The organism is Xenorhabdus kozodoii, assembly GCF_002632875.1.
Classification (GTDB): Bacteria; Pseudomonadota; Gammaproteobacteria; order Enterobacterales; family Enterobacteriaceae; genus Xenorhabdus; species Xenorhabdus kozodoii.
This window is the reverse complement of the sequence record NZ_NJCX01000007.1, coordinates 32,764-54,137: the sequence shown is the minus strand read 5'-3', so window position 1 is coordinate 54,137 and position 21,374 is coordinate 32,764. Positions and strand designations below refer to the sequence as shown.

General features: G+C 45.0%; 19 protein-coding genes and 1 pseudogene. 18 read left to right on the top strand and 2 right to left on the bottom strand.

Going from position 1 to position 21,374, the window contains the following annotated elements; all coding sequences use genetic code 11:
- Positions 1 to 4: 4 nt before the first annotated feature.
- Positions 5 to 106, bottom strand: a pseudogene (locus tag Xkoz_RS25550) (RbsD/FucU domain-containing protein); the annotation flags it as partial.
- A gap of 307 nt (positions 107 to 413) precedes the next feature.
- Between Xkoz_RS25550 and ravA the strand changes: the two are divergent.
- Positions 414 to 1,904 carry an ATPase RavA gene (ravA, locus tag Xkoz_RS06030; RefSeq protein WP_099141319.1) on the top strand — a complete coding sequence of 497 codons (1,491 nt, stop codon included), beginning with the start codon at positions 414 to 416 and terminating at the stop codon, positions 1,902 to 1,904.
- A 4-nt stretch (positions 1,905 to 1,908) separates the two neighbouring features.
- The gene (gene viaA / locus Xkoz_RS06025) at positions 1,909 to 3,366 is read left to right on the top strand and encodes an ATPase RavA stimulator ViaA (RefSeq protein WP_099141318.1); all 1,458 of its coding nucleotides are present in this window, start codon (positions 1,909 to 1,911) and stop codon (positions 3,364 to 3,366) included.
- A 3-nt stretch (positions 3,367 to 3,369) separates the two neighbouring features.
- Here the strand turns inward: viaA and asnA are convergent, their stop codons facing one another.
- The gene (asnA, locus tag Xkoz_RS06020; RefSeq protein ID WP_099141317.1) at positions 3,370 to 4,362 is read right to left on the bottom strand and encodes an aspartate--ammonia ligase; all 993 of its coding nucleotides are present in this window, start codon (positions 4,360 to 4,362) and stop codon (positions 3,370 to 3,372) included.
- Positions 4,363 to 4,527: 165 nt separating this feature from the next.
- Here asnA and asnC point away from each other — a divergent pair, with 165 nt between their 5' ends.
- The 16 genes from asnC to asd all read left to right on the top strand — a co-directional run bounded on the left by asnC (position 4,528) and on the right by asd (position 21,307).
- Positions 4,528 to 4,989, top strand: coding sequence for a transcriptional regulator AsnC (gene asnC / locus Xkoz_RS06015; protein ID WP_074018962.1), 462 nt, complete (start codon positions 4,528 to 4,530; stop codon positions 4,987 to 4,989).
- A 91-nt stretch (positions 4,990 to 5,080) separates the two neighbouring features.
- Positions 5,081 to 5,521, top strand: coding sequence for an FMN-binding protein MioC (gene mioC, locus Xkoz_RS06010; RefSeq protein WP_099141316.1), 441 nt, complete (start codon positions 5,081 to 5,083; stop codon positions 5,519 to 5,521).
- A 374-nt stretch (positions 5,522 to 5,895) separates the two neighbouring features.
- A complete protein-coding gene (mnmG, locus tag Xkoz_RS06005; protein WP_099141315.1) occupies positions 5,896 to 7,785 on the top strand; it encodes a tRNA uridine-5-carboxymethylaminomethyl(34) synthesis enzyme MnmG in 1,890 nt (629 codons plus the stop codon).
- Positions 7,786 to 7,796: 11 nt separating this feature from the next.
- Entirely contained in the window at positions 7,797 to 8,417 is a 621-nt protein-coding gene (rsmG, locus tag Xkoz_RS06000) for a 16S rRNA (guanine(527)-N(7))-methyltransferase RsmG (RefSeq protein WP_099141314.1), read from the top strand.
- A 612-nt stretch (positions 8,418 to 9,029) separates the two neighbouring features.
- The gene (gene atpI, locus Xkoz_RS05995; protein ID WP_099141313.1) at positions 9,030 to 9,407 is read left to right on the top strand and encodes a F0F1 ATP synthase subunit I; all 378 of its coding nucleotides are present in this window, start codon (positions 9,030 to 9,032) and stop codon (positions 9,405 to 9,407) included.
- 31 nt (positions 9,408 to 9,438) lie between these two features.
- Positions 9,439 to 10,263: a F0F1 ATP synthase subunit A gene (gene atpB, locus Xkoz_RS05990; RefSeq protein WP_099141312.1), complete on the top strand. Its 825-nt coding sequence runs from the start codon at positions 9,439 to 9,441 to the stop codon at positions 10,261 to 10,263.
- A 51-nt stretch (positions 10,264 to 10,314) separates the two neighbouring features.
- The gene (gene atpE / locus Xkoz_RS05985) at positions 10,315 to 10,554 is read left to right on the top strand and encodes a F0F1 ATP synthase subunit C (protein ID WP_045967711.1); all 240 of its coding nucleotides are present in this window, start codon (positions 10,315 to 10,317) and stop codon (positions 10,552 to 10,554) included.
- A gap of 58 nt (positions 10,555 to 10,612) precedes the next feature.
- Positions 10,613 to 11,083 carry a F0F1 ATP synthase subunit B gene (gene atpF / locus Xkoz_RS05980; protein WP_099141311.1) on the top strand — a complete coding sequence of 157 codons (471 nt, stop codon included), beginning with the start codon at positions 10,613 to 10,615 and terminating at the stop codon, positions 11,081 to 11,083.
- 12 nt (positions 11,084 to 11,095) lie between these two features.
- Positions 11,096 to 11,629 carry a F0F1 ATP synthase subunit delta gene (atpH, locus tag Xkoz_RS05975; protein WP_099141310.1) on the top strand — a complete coding sequence of 178 codons (534 nt, stop codon included), beginning with the start codon at positions 11,096 to 11,098 and terminating at the stop codon, positions 11,627 to 11,629.
- Between the two features lie 14 nt (positions 11,630 to 11,643).
- The gene (gene atpA / locus Xkoz_RS05970) at positions 11,644 to 13,185 is read left to right on the top strand and encodes a F0F1 ATP synthase subunit alpha (RefSeq protein ID WP_099141309.1); all 1,542 of its coding nucleotides are present in this window, start codon (positions 11,644 to 11,646) and stop codon (positions 13,183 to 13,185) included.
- 72 nt (positions 13,186 to 13,257) lie between these two features.
- Entirely contained in the window at positions 13,258 to 14,121 is an 864-nt protein-coding gene (gene atpG / locus Xkoz_RS05965; RefSeq protein ID WP_099141410.1) for a F0F1 ATP synthase subunit gamma, read from the top strand.
- Positions 14,122 to 14,155: 34 nt separating this feature from the next.
- Positions 14,156 to 15,538 (top strand): F0F1 ATP synthase subunit beta, encoded by a 1,383-nt coding sequence (atpD, locus tag Xkoz_RS05960; RefSeq protein WP_099141308.1) that lies wholly within the window; start codon positions 14,156 to 14,158, stop codon positions 15,536 to 15,538.
- Positions 15,539 to 15,559: 21 nt separating this feature from the next.
- The gene (locus Xkoz_RS05955) at positions 15,560 to 15,982 is read left to right on the top strand and encodes a F0F1 ATP synthase subunit epsilon (RefSeq protein WP_045967700.1); all 423 of its coding nucleotides are present in this window, start codon (positions 15,560 to 15,562) and stop codon (positions 15,980 to 15,982) included.
- A 184-nt stretch (positions 15,983 to 16,166) separates the two neighbouring features.
- Positions 16,167 to 17,567, top strand: a complete 1,401-nt coding sequence (gene glmU, locus Xkoz_RS05950; RefSeq protein WP_099141307.1) for a bifunctional UDP-N-acetylglucosamine diphosphorylase/glucosamine-1-phosphate N-acetyltransferase GlmU — start codon at positions 16,167 to 16,169, stop codon at positions 17,565 to 17,567.
- A gap of 121 nt (positions 17,568 to 17,688) precedes the next feature.
- Positions 17,689 to 19,518, top strand: a complete 1,830-nt coding sequence (gene glmS, locus Xkoz_RS05945) for a glutamine--fructose-6-phosphate transaminase (isomerizing) (protein ID WP_099141306.1) — start codon at positions 17,689 to 17,691, stop codon at positions 19,516 to 19,518.
- Between the two features lie 667 nt (positions 19,519 to 20,185).
- Positions 20,186 to 21,307, top strand: a complete 1,122-nt coding sequence (asd, locus tag Xkoz_RS05935; RefSeq protein ID WP_099141304.1) for an aspartate-semialdehyde dehydrogenase — start codon at positions 20,186 to 20,188, stop codon at positions 21,305 to 21,307.
- The last annotated feature ends 67 nt before the right edge of the window (positions 21,308 to 21,374 follow it).

The following is a 21,374-nucleotide window of genomic DNA, read 5'->3' as shown; positions in this document are numbered from 1 at the left end:
TTGGTGTTCCCTGGGTTAGCGCTAAATCAATTCTCTGGATGGAAGACGGGATAAGCAACCCCGTATCACTGATCATGATGTGATCAGTGTGCCCCAAACAAGAAATAACGGCTAAATAATAAAACGCCTTTTTTCATTTTTATTAGGCCTTTTAGCGAAACGTTTCGCTAGCGAGTTATCATATAAAGTTCACTATCAAAGACAACATGATTGCTATAAAAATGTGATCATCATAGAAACGTTTAAGAAGATGACAAGTAAAGGAAAAAACTAACTTATTGAATAGGTTATGCTGAATCGATTTTTTAAACCAAGCCTCTGAAGCGCAATAAATTGTCATCAAAATCTTTGCATAGAGTGAATTTTACCTATAAATAAAGGAAGGTAACTATCAAAGGTGTGGTGTAAATAATATGCAATTGGTCGAGAAAATAACTCTGCTAGGGCAATATCTGGAAAGCGGTCTCTATGAAAGAAGACAGACCATTCGCCTGTGCCTGCTAGCCGCCTTATGTGGGGAGAATGTTTTTCTTCTTGGGCCACCAGGCATAGCCAAGAGTCTTATTGCGCGTCGGCTCAAGTTTGCCTTTCAGAACGCCCGCGCTTTTGAATATCTGATGACCCGCTTTTCCACACCTGAAGAGATCTTCGGCCCGCTTTCCATTCAAGCTCTTAAAGATGAAGGGCGTTACCAACGCCTCACCGAAGGTTATTTACCTGAAGCTGAAATTGTTTTCTTGGATGAAATTTGGAAAGCAGGCTCCGCCATTTTGAATACGTTACTCACCGCAATCAATGAAAAGAAGTTCAGAAATGGCAACCAAGAAGAAGCGTTACCAATGCGTTTACTGGTTACGGCCTCCAATGAACTCCCTGACAATGATAGTGGTCTGGAAGCGCTCTACGACCGCATGTTAATCCGAATCTGGCTAGACAAGATCCAGGAAAAGAAAAATTTTCGAGCCTTGCTGACTGACCGCAACAATGAAAATGGCAATCCTGTGCCTGCTCATATTCAAATTACCGATGACGAGTTTCATCAATGGCAAGACAAAATCAATCAGGTATCCCTGTCAGATCATATCTTCGAGCTGATTTATCAACTACGCCAACAGATAAATGCGACTGGGAATACGGCCGATATTTCAGATCGCCGCTGGAAAAAATCTATCCGTTTACTGCAAGCAAGCGCTTTTTTCAGTGGCAGAAATGAAATATCTCCGCTGGATCTCGTGCTATTACAAGATTGCCTATGGAACGACTTGAACACCTTAAAACTTTTGTCCCAATTCTTGCATGTCTTACTGACAGAGCAGGCTTATCTACAACACGCCCTTGGGCAGAAAATGGAGAAGCTATACCAGCAATGGGTACAATCCAACCAGAATGAAAGTGACCATCATCCCCTACAATTAGTCACCAAAACTTCTCTGTTTAGCCGTAAGGCGCTCTATTCACTGCCCGAAGATCTCCCCGATGAAAATCTGACTCTGTTTTTACATCCTTCATTGCACCTGCATGATATGGAGGTTAATTTCATCGAAATAGATAAAAAATTACTGGAAAACACCCTAAAAAATAACTCTGCGGAATTGTCCGCTCGCTTAAATGGTATCGGTTTCCCGCAAGCCATTGCGACAGAAGTCAACGAAAAGCACCAGCTTGAAGTGTTAGATATCAGCCGTAACAATGCCGTTCTTTGCCTGTCTGGTAGCTCAAAGAACCCCAATACTGAATGGCATGAGAAATTGGCATCTATCAACGATGAAATTCAGCAACAACACAATCTGTTTAGTCATCATCAACCCTGTTTATTTATCGAAGAACATTGGCTTGCCAACATTGAACAGAGTTTTTTGCCATTAACTGAAAAACAGAAGCAGTTGAGATCAAAAATGGAATAGCGATATGTTGACTCTAGCGACACTCGATCTTTTACTTTCCATCAATGAAAGCGAACTGATCGAAGAGATCATTTTGGCACTGTTAGGGACTCCCCAGTTAGTTATTTTCTTCGGAAAGTTCCCAAGGCTTAAGAACGCATTGCTAAAAGATCTCCCTTCATGGAAGCAGACATTACGGCAAAGAATAAAAGAGACGCGGATCCCTGCCCCATTAGCCGAAGAGTTTCAGTTATACCAACACATGCAATCCATTAATACGACAGATTTCTATCAACAGTTACCTGATATTGTAGAGAAACTTCAACAGATCAAATCCCCTTTTGCCAAAGAAGCTGACATGCTGTCCAAGGCGTTATCTGAGCACACCCATTCAGAACAGATGTTGTTTATCCAACGCTGGCGCCTTAGCCTGATCCTGCGAGCAACAACATTTAACAAGGCGTTATTAGATCAAGAAAAAGAACAACTTCTCGCAGAGATCCAAACGCGATTGCCCCTAAGTGGCACCCTTGATCCCATATTTGATCACAACGATCACGCTGCAGGTCGATTGTGGGATATGACTCAAGGTCAACTTCACCTGACCACCCAAAATATACAATGCTTTACTCTCTATGCTGACTTTCTCAGACAACAACCTGAGTTGGAAAAGCTGGCACAATTACTTGGCCGCAGCCAAGCCGCTAAATCAATTCCTCAAGAAAGCCCTGTCTTAGAACCCATTACCCGACTTGAAAGAGTACCGGATATCATACCTGAGCAAATGAGTGGAATTAGACAAAGTGACGATATCTTAAGGTTATTGCCCACAGAGATGGTTATGCTGGGTATTGAAGAGTTGGAATACGAATTTTACCGGCGGCTGGTGGAGAAAAAATTACTCTCCTATCGTCTGCAAGGGGATGACTGGCAACCAAAAACGACGCTCAAACCTATTACACATCACCACAATGAAAAACAGCCTCGTGGCCCCTTTATTGTTTGTGTCGATACTTCAGGCTCAATGGGAGGATTTAATGAGCTGTGTGCAAAAGCATTTTGCCTAGCTTTGATGCGCATTGCACTAGCGGATAATCGTCATTGCCATATTATGTTGTTCTCGACACAGCTTATCCATTATGACCTAACATCACCGGATGGGCTGACTCAAGCCATGCATTTTCTGGGACAAACATTTAAGGGAGGAACCGATCTGGCCTCTTGTTTAAATGCAACGGTTGAAAAAATGACCGAAAATATCTGGGAAGATGCTGATGCTGTTGTTATTTCAGATTTCATTGCCCAGCGCTTGCCAGGCTCCCTAATCCATCAGATAAAAAATCTGCAACAGCATCAACAACACCGCTTCCATGCGGTCTCCCTTTCCCATTATGGAAAGCCCGGTATTATGCAGATATTTGATCATATCTGGCGCTTTGATACCGGGATTACAAGCCGATTACGAAGAAGGTGGCGAAATTAAAACTTACAACACACCTTCAACGGATTCAATAATTTCAGGTGACCAGACACCGCACTGAACTTGACCGATATGTGCCATTTGCAGCAGCAACATCACCAAACGGGATTGCCCAATACCACCACCGATAGATTGTGGCATATCGCCTTTGATTAACGCTTGGTGCCAATCGTATTGCAAGCGATCTTCATCCCCCGTCAATGCAAGCTGACGTTTCAGCGTTTCTGCATCAACACGGATACCCATTGAAGAAATTTCAAAAGCATCCTGCAAAACAGGGTTCCAGACAATAATGTCACCGTTCAGGCCAAAGAAACCATCACTGTTCGGTGTCGTCCAGTCGTCATAATCCGGGGCGCGTACATCATGTGCCTGTTCATCAGACAATTTACCACCAATGCCCATCAGGAAAATTGCGCCAAATTCTTTGGCCGCTTCACGCTCACGACCTTTAGCATCCAGATCAGGGTAACGTTTCAGAAGCTCTTCGCTGTGAAGAAAGTGAATTTGATCTGGCAGGAACGGTGCCAGACCAAATTCCTTACTTACTGCTTGTTGTGTTTCTTTTATTGCTTCGTAGATTTTACCTACTGTCTGTTTTAAATAATCGAGTGAACGTTGACCTTCACCCATCACTTTCTCCCAATCCCACTGATCAACAAAGACAGAGTGGATAGGGGTCAAGCGATCTTCATCAGGACGCAGAGCCTTCATGTGGGTATATAACCCCTGTTCAGCCTGAAAACCAAAGCGACCTAATGTCTTACGTTTCCATTTCGCCAGAGAATGAACGACTTCAAAGGTGTCGTCCGGCAAAGTTTTCACCTTCACCTGAACGGCTTTTTCATGACCAGATAAGTTGTCCTGAGTACCATCACCAAGACGACTCAAGATAGGCCCTTGAACTTCAATTAAGCCAAGTTTTTTCTCTAACAGACGGGAAAAGTATGATTTTACAAAACTAATCTGCTGTTGCTTTTCAATAAAGGATGTTTTCATGATGCTGTTCTCAAAATTTTTAGTGGCCCTGTGTCCTGTTGATATAGATTAAGCAACAAAATGAGGTACAAATTCAATATCTGATAATAAAAATATTGTATAAGATTTATAAACGATAATTTTTACACTATAAAAATGAATATTATTCAAAAACAGGGGTTGAAAATGGCAGAAATTTATCAGATCGACAATTTAGACCGTGACATACTTCACGCTTTAATGGAAAACGCGCGTACACCTTACGCAGAATTAGCCAAAAAATTCGCAGTAAGCCCAGGAACAATCCATGTTCGCGTAGAAAAAATGAAACAATCCGGGATCATCACAGGAACCCGGGTTGATATCAGCGCCAAACAACTGGGGTTCGATGTGTGCTGTTTTATCGGCATCATATTGAAAAGCGCCAAAGACTATCCGGCAGCATTAAAGAAACTCGATATGCTTGATGAAGTTGTTGAAGTTTATTACACCACAGGGCACTACAGCATTTTCATTAAAGTCATGTGCCGATCCATTGAAGCCCTTCAGGACGTACTTATCAACAAGATCCAGACGATTGACGAAATCCAGTCAACAGAAACGTTGATCTCCCTACAAAACCCGATAATGAGAACAATAAAACCTTAAAGCGAAAAACCCGTTAACCACATTATCCACAAGTAGATCCCAATAGATTCACAGCGTACAATAGTTGTTCTTTAACTTAGCAAGGATCATGATGGGTACAATAACCTTAATCAGCGGCAGCACAATGGGTAGCGCCGAATATGTCGCAGAACATATGGCTGAGATCTTAGAAAATGGTGGCTTTTCGACAGAGATACTGCATGGCCCTTCATTGGAAGATCTTCCACGTGAAGGGTTATGGCTTGCGGTTACCTCAACGCACGGGGCTGGGGACTTACCGGATAACCTCCAACCTTTGGCAGATGAGATCGCACAACAACAACCGGATCTCTGTCATATCACATTTGGCGCAGTGGGTATCGGTAGTTCTGAATATGACACATTCTGTGGTGCGATAAGATCACTGGAACGTTTATTAGAGGATCACGGAGCAAAACGGATCGGCGATCGATTGGAAATCGACATCCTGCAACACGAAATTCCAGAAGATCCAGCCGAAGAATGGGTTAAAGAGTGGGCAAAGTTACTCTGATCTGATTAAAAATATAACGATCAACTGTGGATAACTTATCTGAAAAGCAGGGGTTAACCCGTAGTTATCCATTTAATAAGTCAGTTTCAATTGAACGGCTGTGTATAAGTAGGCATTTAGATCCCAGCTTATACTGTGTTGGATCACGGATCATTCACAGCAAATGATCCTTTACAGCGTCATGATCTTTATATGGAAAATTCACTTATCCACAGAAGATCGCGATCCTAATAAAAGATCCAATAAAGAGATCTTTAAATAAAAAGATCTTATTTTAAATAATGATGATCTCTCGCCTCTTGGTCTGAGGTCAAAACTTGAGTAGAATTCTCTCCCCAATGCTACGAAGCATTCTCACTATTGAAGGTTCGCACATGTTTTATCCAGAGCACTTTGACGTCATCATTATCGGTGGGGGTCATGCCGGTACTGAAGCGGCGATGGCCTCCGCACGTATGGGGCGTCAAACCTTACTACTGACTCACAATATTGATACTTTGGGCCAGATGTCATGTAATCCAGCCATTGGTGGGATCGGTAAAGGGCATCTGGTAAAAGAGATCGATGCACTTGGCGGCTTAATGGCAAAAGCGGCGGATCAGGCTGGTATTCAGTTCAGAACACTCAATGCCAGCAAAGGTCCGGCTGTTCGGGCAACGCGAGCACAAGCGGATCGAGTACTTTACCGACAAGCTGTAAGAACAGCACTGGAAAATCAACCTAACTTAATGATCTTCCAACAGCCAGTTGAAGATCTCATTGTTGAAAATGACACGGTTACCGGTGTTGTTACCCGTATGGGATTGAAATTCAAAGCTAAATCTGTCGTTCTGACGGTAGGAACCTTCCTTGATGGGAAAATTCATATCGGATTGGAAAACTACAGTGGAGGACGAGCAGGGGATCCTCCGGCGATCTCATTATCTCACCGCTTACGTGAACTGCCTTTGCGCGTCGCTCGTCTGAAAACAGGTACACCACCTCGCATTGATGCACGGACTATTGATTTTAGCCAGCTTGAACAACAACTTGGCGATAATCCGACACCTGTATTTTCATTCATGGGCAATATTGATCAACACCCACGACAGATCCCGTGTTATATTACGCATACCAATGAAAAAACCCATGAAGTGATCCGTAATAATTTGGATCGCAGCCCAATGTACGCAGGGATCATCGAAGGGATCGGCCCTCGTTACTGCCCTTCCATTGAAGACAAAGTCATGCGTTTTGCGGATCGTAACGCTCACCAGATCTTCTTAGAGCCAGAGGGATTAACCAGTAACGAAATCTATCCAAATGGTATTTCGACCAGTCTGCCATTTGATGTTCAAATGCAAATCGTTCACTCCATGAAAGGCATGGAGAATGCCCGTATCATTCGTCCTGGTTATGCGATCGAATATGACTTCTTCGATCCACGTGATTTAAAACAAACACTGGAAAGTAAATTTATTCATGGTCTGTTCTTTGCAGGTCAGATCAATGGCACCACAGGATACGAAGAAGCGGCCGCACAAGGGCTACTGGCTGGCCTCAACGCTGCACGCTATGCCAATGGCGAAGAAGGTTGGTTCCCACGCCGTGATCAGGCTTATATTGGCGTATTGGTCGATGATCTGTGCACACTCGGCACTAAAGAACCTTACCGCATGTTCACATCCCGTGCTGAATACCGTTTAATGTTGCGTGAAGACAATGCCGATCTTCGTCTGACTGAACAAGGGCGCAAACTTGGCTTGGTTGATGATCTTCGTTGGGAACATTATTGCCGCAAATTCGAAATGATCGAGCAGGAACGCCAGCGCTTACGCAATATCTGGGTACATCCTCACTCTGATAATTTAGACGATATCAACCGGATGTTGAAATCACCGTTGTCAAAAGAAGCCAATGGTGAAGATTTACTGCGCCGCCCTGAGCTAAATTATGGATTGTTGACATCATTGCCCCGTTTTGCCCCTGGACTGACAGAGCCGCAAGCTGCGGATCAAGTGGAAATTCAGGTGAAATACGAAGGCTACATTGCTCGTCAGCAAGAAGAAATCGAAAAACAGTTACGTAATGAGAATACTGCATTGCCGGTTGATTTGGATTATCAACAAGTGAGCGGACTTTCCAATGAAGTTATTGCAAAACTGAATGACCATAAACCAAGTTCAATTGGTCAGGCTTCACGTATTTCAGGCATCACTCCGGCAGCAATTTCTATTTTGCTGGTATGGCTGAAAAAACAAGGTCTATTACGTCGTAGCGCTTAAGGGGACAGATTTTGCTTAACAAATTGGAATCACTACTGGCGAAAGCTGACATTGCGTTATCGCTGGAACAAAAACAGCAGCTCGTTGCCTATGTTGACATGCTGCATAAGTGGAACAAGGCTTACAACCTGACATCGATCCGTGAGCCGGAACAGATGCTGGTTCGGCATATTATGGATAGCATTGTCGTTAATCCATTTTTGCATGGAACACGATTTATTGATGTGGGAACAGGGCCTGGCTTGCCAGGCATCCCATTGGCAATTGTGCGCCCTGATTCCCATTTCACGTTATTGGATAGTTTGGGAAAACGGGTTCGCTTTTTGCGTCAGGTTCAACATGAATTAGGTTTGAACAATATTGAGCCTGTACAGAGCCGGGTTGAAGAATTTATTCCTGAACCCCTTTTTGATGGGGTGATTAGCCGCGCATTTGCTTCGTTGCAAGATATGTTGTCATGGTGCAGTCATCTCCCCAAGCCCCTGGAAGGGCGTTTTTATGCCTTGAAAGGGGTATTGTCGAAAGACGAATTGGCTCAATTGCCAACGGGAATTGTGCTTGATACGGTCATTCCTCTCCAGGTTGCGAAGTTAGATGAACAGCGTCATTTGGTGATACTTAAGTCAAACTAACTTTGTTATTTATCAATAAAAATCTAAATAATTAGTGACGTCAACTACACTTAAGATGTAACAGGCGTGACTAATTATTCCCTTCCATGGATTCAACTTTATTTACTGATGATTCACAGAAAACCAACGTTGTTTTTATATTGGTAGAATTTCTCTTTTTCAAAGATAGCTATCGATTTTCTTTATAAATAAACTTTAGAGAAAGTGGGTAAAATAATCATTTAAACTTTTTTAATGATATAGCAGATAAAACTTTACAGGTGTAATATTAATTAGTTGATTTTATGTGAAAAAAATAAAAGATTTTCATCACACTTTTAATGATAAGTATCGTTAATGATTTTCAACTAATGTGATGTATGTCACGTTTAATTTTGAAGTTATACCATGAGTCATTGCAGAATATTAAATGGTATTTGTGAGCGATCTAGCATCAAAGTTAGAAATTTAAATAATTATTCACTTTTTCGCTACTTATGGATTGAATTCATTTTAGCTGCCCGTATAATTTGCACGTTTTTGTCACTTGACACTCTTAAGCAAAGCCAGTTTTATACAACACTCAGCAAAACCTGATATGTGATGGTGTACCACGGGGAGAAAACAAAAGTCATGTCTGTATCCCTTTACAACGGTAGAATGGCACTGAAGCTGTTATTTTTGCAGTTAATGACTTTTGTTATTCTCAGTGTAGCTTTTTGTACCAAAAGCATAGAGTGGGGGGCTTCTGCTTTTGCCGGTGGGCTGGCATGTTGGCTACCAAATGTCGTTTTTATGCTGCTTAGCCGCTTTCAAAAGGCAAAAGAAGAAGGTGTCCCAGTACGGATTGCATGGTTTTTCGCAATTAGCGAAGGGGTTAAGGTTATCATCACGATAACCGTGCTGATAGTCGCTTTAGGCGTGTTCAAGGCGGCATTTGCACCACTTGGTGTGGCCTATTTAGCGGTGCTGATTGTGCAGATCATCGCACCTGCCGTAATGAACGGTTAGCGTTTTTAACAACAAAAGGGTAAAAAGCATCATGTCTGCATCAGGAGAAGTTTCAACTTCGGAGTACATAAGTCATCACCTGAAGCATCTTCAGTTGGACTTGCGTACCTTTGAGTTGGTCAATCCCCACGCTAGTGGTTATGAAGCGACGTTCTGGACATTGAATATCGACTCGCTTTTTTTCTCCATCGTATTAGGGATGTTGTTTCTATTTGTATTCAGAAGAGTCGCGGTTCGCGCCACTGATGGCGTGCCGGGGAAATTTCAGACTGCGGTAGAAATGATAATCGGTTTCGTTGATAATACCGTTCGTGATATGTATCACGGTAAGAGCAAAGTGATAGCTCCTCTGGCTTTGACTGTGTTCGTTTGGGTGTTACTCATGAATGCATTGGACTTGCTGCCAATCGATCTTATTCCTTTAATCGGAGAACACTTCTTCGGCTTGCCTGCTCTGCGTATAGTTCCAACCGCAGACGTCAGTGTCACTTTGTCGATGGCCCTCGGTGTCTTTGTCCTCATTCTGTTCTATAGCATTAAGATAAAAGGAATTCGTGGTTTTGCGAAGGAGCTGACATTGCAGCCTTTCAATCATCCACTGTTTATTCCAATTAACTTAATCTTGGAAGGGGTCAGCTTGCTGTCTAAACCTATATCACTCGGTCTGCGACTGTTTGGTAATATGTACGCCGGCGAATTGATCTTTATTCTTATTGCGGCTCTTCTACCGTGGGGAGCACAGTGGTTACTCAGCCTGCCTTGGGCGATTTTCCACATACTAATTATTACGTTACAAGCCTTTATTTTCATGGTTCTGACGATTGTTTATCTGTCGATGGCATCTGAAGAGCATTAATTTTTATCAATCAATAATTGTGTTTTAACTTGAAACAAACTGGAGACTGTCATGGATATAAACATGGATCTGCTGTACATAGCTGCCGCTATTCTGATGGGTTTGGCGGCTATTGGTGCTGCGATCGGTATCGGCATCCTAGGGGGGAAATTCCTGGAAGGCGCTGCTCGCCAACCTGATCTGATCCCTCTGCTACGTACGCAGTTCTTTATCGTCATGGGCCTGGTTGATGCTATCCCGATGATTGCTGTGGGCCTGGGCTTGTTTATGATGTTCGCTGTTGGCGGTTAATAAAATAGCAGAACTTAAAATTACGCCAATTTATTAATTGAAATAGAGGTATTGTGTCGTGAATATTAACGCAACAATCCTCGGCCAAGCTTTCGCGTTTGTCCTGTTTGTTTTGTTCTGCATGAAGTTTGTATGGCCACCAATCATGGCGGCCATTGAAAAACGTCAGAAAGAGATTGCTGACGGTTTGTCTTCAGCAGAACGTGCCAAAAAGAACTTGGACTTAGCGCAAGCCAATGCGACCGACCAACTGAAAAAAGCGAAAGCTGATGCGCAAGTTATCATTGAGCAGGCTAATAAACAAAAAGCCCAAATTATTGATGATGCTAAAGCAGAAGCAGAGCTGGAACGTAACAGAATTGTAGAGCAAGCTCATGCTGAAATTGAAGCTGAACGTAAGCGCGCTCGTGAAGAGTTACGTAAACAAGTTGCGATGCTGGCTATCGCAGGTGCCGAGAAAATCATCGAACGTTCCGTGGATGAAGCTGCTAACAGCGACATCGTTGATAAACTGGTCGCTGAACTGTAAGGAGGGAGGGGCATGTCTGAATTTGCTACGGTAGCTCGCCCCTACGCCAAAGCAGCTTTTGACTTTGCTGTAGAGCACCAATCTCTCGAACACTGGCAGAACATGCTGGCGTTCATTGCTGAAGTCACTCGCAATGAGCAGGTTGGTGAGCTGCTTTCCGGTTCATTAGCACCGGAAACGTTAGCCAAAACCTTTATCACCCTTTGTGGTGAGCAGGTTGATGAGCATGCTCAGAACTTTATTCGTGTAATGGCAGAAAATGGTCGCTTGCTGGTACTGCCAGAAGTCTTCCGACAATTTATCCAATTACGTGCGTCACTTGAATCGACTATCGAAGTTGAAGTGATTTCTGCAACCGAACTGAATGAGCAGCAGCAGGCTAAAATTTCTGCGGCGATGGAAAAACGTCTGTCACGCAAAGTGAAGCTGAATTGCAAAATTGACAAGTCTGTTATTGCCGGTGTGGTTATCCGTGCAGGTGACATGGTGATCGATGGCAGTATTCGTGGCCGTCTGGATCGTTTAACAGACGTCTTGCAGTCTTAAGGGGACTGGAGCATATGCAACTGAATTCCACCGAAATCAGCGAACTGATCAAACAGCGTATTGCTCAGTTCAATGTCGTGAGCGAAGCTCACAATGAAGGTACGATTGTTTCCGTTAACGACGGTATCATTCGTATCCACGGTTTAGCCGATGTCATGCAGGGTGAAATGCTTTCTCTGCCTGGCAACCGTTACGCAATTGCACTGAACCTGGAGCGCGACTCTGTAGGTGCGGTTGTGATGGGCCCGTATGCTGACTTGGCCGAAGGCATGAAAGTCAAGTGTACTGGTCGTATTTTGGAAGTACCTGTTGGTCGTGGTTTACTGGGTCGTGTTGTTAACACACTGGGTGAACCTATTGACGGCAAAGGTGCTGTTGAGAACGATGGCTTCTCACCGATAGAAGTTATCGCGCCAGGGGTTATCGAGCGTCAATCCGTTGACCAGCCGGTGCAGACAGGTTACAAATCCGTTGATGCCATGATCCCAATCGGCCGCGGCCAGCGTGAGTTGATCATCGGCGACCGTCAGACCGGTAAAACCGCTCTGGCTATCGATGCGATCATCAATCAGCGTGATTCTGGTATCAAATGTGTTTATGTTGCGATTGGCCAGAAAGCCTCTACCATTGCTAACGTTGTTCGTAAACTGGAAGAACATGGCGCACTGGAAAACACCATCATTGTTGTTGCATCCGCGTCTGAATCTGCGGCTCTGCAATATCTGGCACCCTACTCTGGTTGTGCGATGGGTGAATATTTCCGTGATCGTGGTGAAGATGCACTGATTGTTTACGATGATTTGTCTAAACAGGCTGTAGCATACCGTCAGGTTTCCCTGTTGCTGCGTCGTCCACCTGGACGTGAAGCGTACCCTGGTGACGTTTTCTATCTGCACTCCCGTTTGCTGGAGCGTGCAGCGCGTGTTAACGCTGAATACGTTGAAAAATTCACCCATGGTGAAGTGAAGGGGAAAACCGGTTCTCTGACTGCACTGCCAATCATCGAAACTCAGGCGGGTGACGTTTCTGCGTTCGTACCAACAAACGTTATCTCCATCACTGATGGTCAGATCTTTCTTGAATCTTCTCTGTTCAACTCAGGTATCCGTCCAGCGGTTAACCCAGGGATTTCCGTATCCCGTGTAGGTGGTGCAGCCCAGACGAAGATCATCAAAAAACTGTCTGGTGGTATTCGTACCGCTCTGGCTCAGTACCGTGAACTGGCGGCATTCTCCCAGTTTGCTTCTGATCTGGATGATGCAACGCGTAAGCAGTTGGAGCATGGTCAGAAAGTGACTGAGTTGTTGAAACAGAAACAATATCAGCCGATGTCCGTTGCACAGCAGGCCCTGTCTCTGTTTGCTGCTGAACGTGGTTATCTGGGCGATATCGAAATCGCAAAAGTGGTCAGTTTCGAAGCTGCACTGTTGGCGTATGCTAACCGTGAACATGCTGATATTCTGAAAGAGATTGACCAGTCTGGTGATTACAATGGAGAGATCGAAGCGAAGCTGAAAGCTCTGTTGGAATCCTTCAAGGCGACTCAGTCCTGGTAACACTATTCGGCCCAGTTTAATGCTATTTAATGAAAAAACTTGGGCCGTCTGGTTGAATTCGGAGAAGCAGAAATGGCCGGCGCAAAAGAGATACGTACCAAAATCGCCAGTGTGCAAAACACGCAAAAAATCACTAAAGCGATGGAGATGGTCGCCGCGTCCAAAATGCGTAAAACGCAGGATCGCATGGCAGCCAGCCGTCCTTATGCAGAAACCATTCGCAATGTGATTGGACACCTTGCGTTAGGTAATCTGGAATACAAACATCCATACCTTCAAGAGCGCGAAGTGAAGCGTGTTGGGTACGTGGTTGTTTCGACTGACCGTGGTTTATGTGGCGGTTTGAACATTAACTTGTTCAAAAAATTGCTGATAGAAATGAAAGACTGGTCCGAAAAAAACGTCCAGGTTGATTTGGCGCTTATTGGGTCAAAAGGGGTTTCTTTCTTTTCTTCTGTTGGCGGCAACATTGTTGCTCAGGTAACAGGGATGGGAGATAACCCATCATTATCCGAACTGATCGGGCCAGTCCACGTCATGATGCAAGCATATGACGAAGGGCGTCTGGATAAACTGTATATAGTGACAAACAAGTTCCTTAATACAATGTCTCAGGTTCCGACGATCACTCAGTTATTGCCTCTGCCAGCCGGAGATGATGAGACACTGAAGAAGAAGTCTTGGGACTATCTGTATGAACCTGATCCTAAGGCGCTGTTGGATACCCTGCTGCGCCGCTATATAGAATCGCAAGTTTATCAGGGCGTCGTTGAAAACCTGGCTAGTGAACAGGCCGCGCGAATGGTAGCGATGAAAGCCGCGACCGATAACGGTGGCAACCTGATCAAAGAGTTGCAGTTGGTTTACAACAAAGCTCGTCAGGCCAGCATCACTCAGGAACTCACCGAAATCGTTTCGGGTGCTTCTGCGGTTTAACAGCTAGGTTTACGAATTACGTAGAGGATTCAAGATGGCTACTGGAAAGATTATCCAGGTAATCGGCGCCGTGGTGGACGTCGAATTCCCTCAGGACAACGTACCAAAAGTATACGATGCCCTTGAGGTTAAAAACGGTGAAGAAAAACTGGTGCTGGAAGTTCAGCAACAGCTAGGTGGTGGTATCGTTCGTTGTATCGCAATGGGTTCCTCCGATGGCCTGCGCCGTAATTTAGACGTGACTGATTTAGGGCACCCAATCGAAGTCCCTGTGGGCAAAGCGACACTGGGCCGTATCATGAACGTATTGGGCGATCCCATTGACATGAAAGGTGAGATCGGCGAAGAAGAGCGCTGGTCAATTCACCGTACAGCACCAACCTATGAGGAGTTATCCAACTCTCAAGACCTGTTGGAAACCGGTATCAAAGTGATGGACTTGATTTGCCCATTCGCCAAAGGGGGTAAAGTCGGTCTGTTTGGTGGTGCGGGTGTCGGTAAGACTGTTAACATGATGGAGCTGATCCGTAACATCGCGATCGAGCACTCAGGTTACTCGGTATTTGCCGGTGTGGGTGAGCGTACTCGTGAAGGTAACGACTTCTATCATGAAATGACGGATTCAAACGTACTGGATAAAGTATCTCTGGTATATGGTCAGATGAATGAGCCACCAGGAAACCGTCTGCGTGTTGCATTGACTGGTTTGACGATGGCGGAAAAATTCCGTGATGAAGGCCGTGACGTTCTGCTGTTCGTTGATAACATTTACCGTTATACCCTGGCAGGGACAGAAGTATCTGCATTGTTGGGTCGTATGCCATCTGCGGTAGGTTATCAGCCAACATTGGCGGAAGAGATGGGTGCCCTGCAAGAGCGTATCACCTCAACCAAAACTGGCTCCATCACTTCCGTACAGGCAGTTTACGTTCCTGCGGATGACTTGACTGACCCATCACCTGCGACAACCTTTGCTCACTTGGATGCAACCGTCGTATTGAGCCGTCAGATCGCATCTTTGGGTATTTACCCTGCTGTTGACCCGCTGGATTCAACCAGCCGTCAGCTTGACCCTCTGGTTGTTGGTCAGGAGCATTATGATGTGGCTCGTGGTGTTCAGTCTATCCTGCAACGTTATCAGGAACTGAAAGACATCATCGCGATTCTGGGTATGGACGAACTGTCTGAAGACGACAAACTGGTTGTGGCACGTGCCCGTAAGATCCAGCGCTTCTTGTCTCAGCCATTCTTCGTTGCAGAAGTCTTCACCGGCGCACCAGGTAAGTTCGTTTCTCTGAAAGACACTATCCGTGGCTTCAAAGGCATCCTGAACGGTGATTATGACCACCTGCCAGAGCAGGCGTTCTACATGGTTGGCACCATCGAAGAAGCTGTGGAAAAAGCGAAAACGCTTTAATACGGCTGACGGGAGGTTGATATGGCTGCAATGACGTTCTCCCTGAACGTGGTCAGTGCTGAAAAACAGATGTTTGAAGGGCTGGTACAGAAAATTCAGGTGACAGGTAGTGAAGGTGAGCTGGGGATTTATCCTCAACACACACCACTACTTACTGCCATAAAACCGGGCATGATACGTATTGTTAAGCAGTTTGGTGAAGAAGAGTTTATCTACCTGTCAGGGGGTATTCTTGAAGTTCAACCAAACGGCGTTATCGTACTGGCCGATACAGCGATCCGTGGTAAGGATTTGGATGAAGCTAAAGTGCTTGAAGCTAAGCGCAAGGCAGAAGAACACATCCGTAATTCTCACGGCGATGTTGATTATGCTCAGGCATCTGCTGAATTGTCGAAAGCGATCGCGAAACTTCGCGTTATCGAACTGACAAAAAAAATGATGTAATAAGTACCCGATAAATTTTGAATTGCGTCCAATGGCATTGCAACTTGAAAGAAAGGGTATAGGCAGTTAGGGAAAAAGCCAGTTGGTGAAAGCTAACTGGCTTTTTTGTATTGCGAAATATGTAGCAATTTATTTCGCGAACAGGTTTACTTTCATACTTAAAATTGGAATTGTCAGGTTTCTTATGTCTATCATTGCAAATAATGACAATGCAAATAGTGTCGATACAAAAAGTGTTGTGATCCTTGCCGCAGGCAAGGGAACCCGCATGTATTCCGCTCTTCCTAAAGTTCTGCACTTGCTGGCCGGTAAGCCGATGGTTCAGCATGTTATTGATACTGCAATGGAGTTGGGCGCCCACAATGTTCATCTGGTTTATGGGCATGGTGGTGATTTGATGAAACGCGTACTTCCCAACCAAGATCTAAACTGGGTATTTCAAGCTGAACAGCTTGGTACGGGTCATGCCATGCAGCAAGCGGCTCCCCATTTTGCCGATGATGAAGATATTCTGATCCTGTACGGTGATGTGCCTTTGATTGGCAAAGATACCCTGGAGCGTTTGATTGAAGCTAAGCCAGAGGGTGGAATTGGTTTATTAACGGCAATCTTGGATAATCCAACCGGCTATGGTCGTATCATTCGTGAAAATGATGAAGTAACGGGCATTATCGAACAGAAAGATGCAACGGAAGAGCAGCGCAAAATCAACGAAATTAACACCGGTATTTTGGTGGCTAATGGAGGTGATTTGAAACGTTGGTTATCCAAGTTGGAAAACAACAACGCACAGGGTGAATATTACCTGACTGATGTTATTGCGCTGGCACACAAAGAAGGCCGTCAAATCAAGGCAGTCCACCCAAGCCGTTTAAGTGAGATGGAAGGGGTTAACAATCGCCTGCAACTTTCCGCTCTGGAGCGTATTTACCAAACTGAACAAGCGGAAAAACTCCTGCTGGCGGGCGTCATGTTGTTAGATCCTGCCCGTTTTGATTTGCGTGGAACCTTAGAGCATGGCCGTGATGTCGTGATTGATACCAATGTCATTATTAAAGGCCATGTCACACTGGGAAATAACGTGCAGATCGGCTCTGGCTGTATCCTGGTAAATTGCGTTATTGGTGATGGAACTGTCATCAGTCCTTACACGGTGATCGAAGATTCTGAAATTGCGACGGAATGTACTATTGGGCCTTTTGCCCGTTTACGCCCAGGCTCCAAATTGGCGGAAAAAGCCCACGTTGGCAATTTCGTTGAAATGAAAAAAGCCTTGCTTGGCAAAGGCTCTAAGGCTGGTCACCTGACGTATATTGGTGATGCTGAGATTGGCAATAATGTAAATATTGGTGCGGGAACGATCACTTGTAACTATGATGGGGCGAATAAATTTAAGACCATCATTGGTGATGATGTTTTTGTCGGTTCTGATACCCAACTGGTTGCACCTGTTACGGTAGAGAAAGGCGCGACGATTGGTGCCGGAACCACAGTCACAAAAGACATTGCTGAGAACGAACTGGTTATCAGCCGCGTCAAGCAAACTCATATAAAAAACTGGCAGCGTCCAGTGAAGAAAAAATAATTAAGATCTACCCATAATAAAAATCCCCACTTCTACAAAGCTCGGGGACGGCAAAGCCGGAACACAATCAGGTTGGCGACATAAAAGGGCTTTATCGCCCTGTTTTTAGGAATAAAACAAAATGTGTGGAATTGTTGGTGCAGTAGCACAACGAGATATTGCAGAAATATTGATCGAAGGTCTTCGTCGCCTGGAGTACCGTGGTTATGACTCTGCGGGCATGGCTGTCGTTGATAGCGAAAACCGTATGACTCGCCTGCGGGAAGTGGGTAAAGTGCAGATGCTGGCTGATGAAGCAGACAAACAGCCTGTCATTGGTGGAACGGGGATTGCCCATACTCGTTGGGCGACTCATGGTGAACCCAACGAACGCAATGCCCATCCTCACGTTTCTGAACATATTGCGGTTGTGCATAACGGCATTATTGAAAACTACGAAGAACTGCGCGAAGAATTAAAAACGCGTGGCTATACTTTCTCTTCTGATACCGATACCGAAACCATTGCTCATCTTGTTCACTGGGAACAGCAACAAGGCGGTTCACTGCTGGAAGTGATTCAGCGTGTTATTCCACAATTACGCGGCGCTTATGGTGCCGTCATTATGGATAGCCGTCATCCTGATGTATTGATTGCTGCGCGCTCTGGCAGCCCATTGGTCATTGGATTAGGGGTGGGAGAAAACTTCCTTGCCTCTGACCAATTAGCATTATTGCCGGTTACCCGTCGTTTTATCTATCTGGAAGAGGGTGATATCGCAGAAATCACTCGCCGTACCGTTCGTATCTTTGATGCACAAGGCGAAGCGGTTGAACGCGAGCAAATTGAATCCAACATTCAGTACGATGCGGGTGATAAAGGTGTATACCGTCACTACATGCAAAAAGAGATTTACGAACAGCCAATGGCGATTAAAAACACCTTGGAAGGTCGTTTGAGCAATGGGCAGGTAAATCTGTCAGAGCTGGGTGCTAATGCTGCGGAACTGCTGTCTCAGGTTGAACATATCCAAATCGTTGCTTGTGGCACCTCCTACAATGCGGGAATGGTTTCGCGCTACTGGTTCGAATCACTGGCAGGTATTCCATGTGACGTTGAAATTGCTTCTGAATTCCGTTACCGCAAGCCAGCGCGCCGTAAAGGAAGCCTGCTGATCACCTTGTCCCAATCTGGTGAAACGGCTGATACCTTGGCAGCTTTGCGTTTATCCAGGGAGCTGGGCTATCTGACTTCGTTGACCATCTGTAACGTTGCGGGTTCCTCTTTGGTGCGTGAATCTGAATTTGCCCTGATGACCAAAGCCGGGGCAGAAATCGGTGTGGCATCCACCAAGGCCTTTACGACTCAGCTCACTGTATTGCTGATGCTGGTGGCTTACATGGGACGCCTGAAGAGCGCGGATACAGCATTGGAACAAGATATTGTTCACGCGCTACATGCCTTGCCAAGCCGTATTGAAAGCATGTTGTCCAAAGATAAGCTGATTGAATCGTTGGCGGAAGATTTTTCTGAAAAACATCATGCATTGTTCTTAGGGCGTGGCGATCAATACCCGATCGCGGTTGAAGGTGCACTGAAACTAAAAGAGATCTCTTATATTCACGCAGAAGCCTATGCTGCCGGTGAATTGAAACATGGCCCGTTGGCACTGATCGATGCGGATATGCCGGTGATTATCGTTGCACCGAACAACGAACTACTGGAAAAATTGAAATCCAATATCGAAGAAGTGCGTGCCCGCGGCGGTTTGTTGTATGTCTTTGCTGATCAAGATGCGGGTTTCACCAACAGTGAAAACATGAAGATCATCTCCCTGCCACACGTGGAAGAGTTGATCGCCCCGATCTTCTATACCGTGCCACTGCAATTGTTGTCTTACCACGTTGCATTGATCAAAGGGACGGATGTGGATCAGCCGAGGAATTTGGCGAAGTCGGTGACGGTGGAGTAAGGTTAATTTTTAAGATACTTGCTGAACATACGTAAAAATTGAAGCCTTCTCAATCCGGTTATGTTATTCATAGCCGGATTTTTTTATGGTTTTTTGTGGCGATTTACAGGACGTGAAACGGGGGGGGAAAGGAAAAATATATATTAATAAATAAATAATTTGTAATCATTCATGGCCTTAGCATGTAAAACAAGCAAATAGTCGCTACAATAATCAGCAAATAGTCAGTTACCATCATCCTTAATATAATAGTTAATGGGTACAAGGGAGAGCAAGCTCAACTAGAGGGAATAGCGGAGGTTGTGGTACAAGGTGGTTATCCAGAACCCAATACCCGGACAGAAGAGCGGGCTCATCAATGGCATAAGCAGTACAAATTGGCAGGGTGGCATATTGCTTTATACCGGTAATAACTGCTTACCGATAAATCAAATACCAAATACTTATGCAGTGCCGATGAATGCGTTGTGGGGGGAGTAGGGAAAACCGATAAATAATTCTAGTATAGATATGGTAGGACATACCTCAATAGGGTTTAAGAATGGACAACGCATCGCCTCAGAAATGCTAGTGCCATAGCTCATAAATAAACTTGCACCTTTTGCTATATTTTGTCAGTTTTATGATATCAGGGGTATCTGATGAACATCTTTTAAGGCAGGGTAATATGAGTAAGAGTGTAGGTTTTATCGGCTGGCGGGGGATGGTCGGCTCAGTATTGATGCAACGGATGGTAGAAGAGCGGGATTTTGATGCAATAAATCCGGTCTTTTTCACAACGTCCCAACACGGGCTTCCTGCCCCGCAGTTTACAATAAATCGCGCAGGAAAATCAGGCACCTTGCAGGATGCTTTTGATATTGAGGCGTTAAGTGCGCTGGATATTATTATTAGCTGTCAGGGCGGGGATTACACCCATGAAATCTATCCTAAGCTGAGAGCTACCGGCTGGCAGGGATATTGGATCGATGCCGCTTCTTCACTGCGTATGAATGATGATGCTGTCATTATTCTTGATCCGGTTAACCATCAACATATTCAAAATAGCCTGAATAAAGGTATTAAAACCTTTGTTGGCGGGAACTGTACTGTCAGCCTGATGCTGATGTCATTAGGCGGTTTGTTTGCCAATAATTTGATTGAGTGGGCGTCAGTATCGACCTATCAGGCGGCTTCTGGTGGCGGTGCTCGTCATATGCGTGAACTGCTGGTGCAAATGGGGATGCTGCATAATCAGGTTGCTGAGGAGCTACAAAACCCCGCTTCCGCAATTTTGGATATTGAAAAACGGGTAACGGATTTTACCCGCAGTGGTGCATTACCGACGGATCAATTTGGCGTTCCTTTAGCGGGGAGCTTGATCCCGTGGATTGATAAGCAACTGGAAAACGGGCAGAGCCGCGAAGAGTGGAAAGGCCAGGCAGAAGCTAACAAGATCCTGAACACGGGCAATAATGTGATCCCGATTGACGGCCTGTGTGTCCGTATTGGGGCATTGCGCTGCCATAGTCAGGCTTTTACCCTGAAATTGAAAAAAGATATTCCGATCCCTGAAATCGAAACGCTGTTAGCTTCCCATAATGACTGGGTTCGCGTTATTCCCAATGATCGTGAGCTGACAATACGTGAGTTAACACCGGCAGCGGTGACAGGCACGTTAAATACGCCAGTAGGACGCCTGAGGAAGTTGAATATGGGGCCGAAATTCTTATCCGCCTTTACGGTGGGTGATCAGTTGCTGTGGGGAGCGGCAGAGCCTTTGCGCCGTATGTTGCGTATCTTGCTGTAGAAAGTATCTGGTCGTTATTGGATTTGCTGAAATAGACCGCCAATTGGATGGATAAATTGGCGGTTTG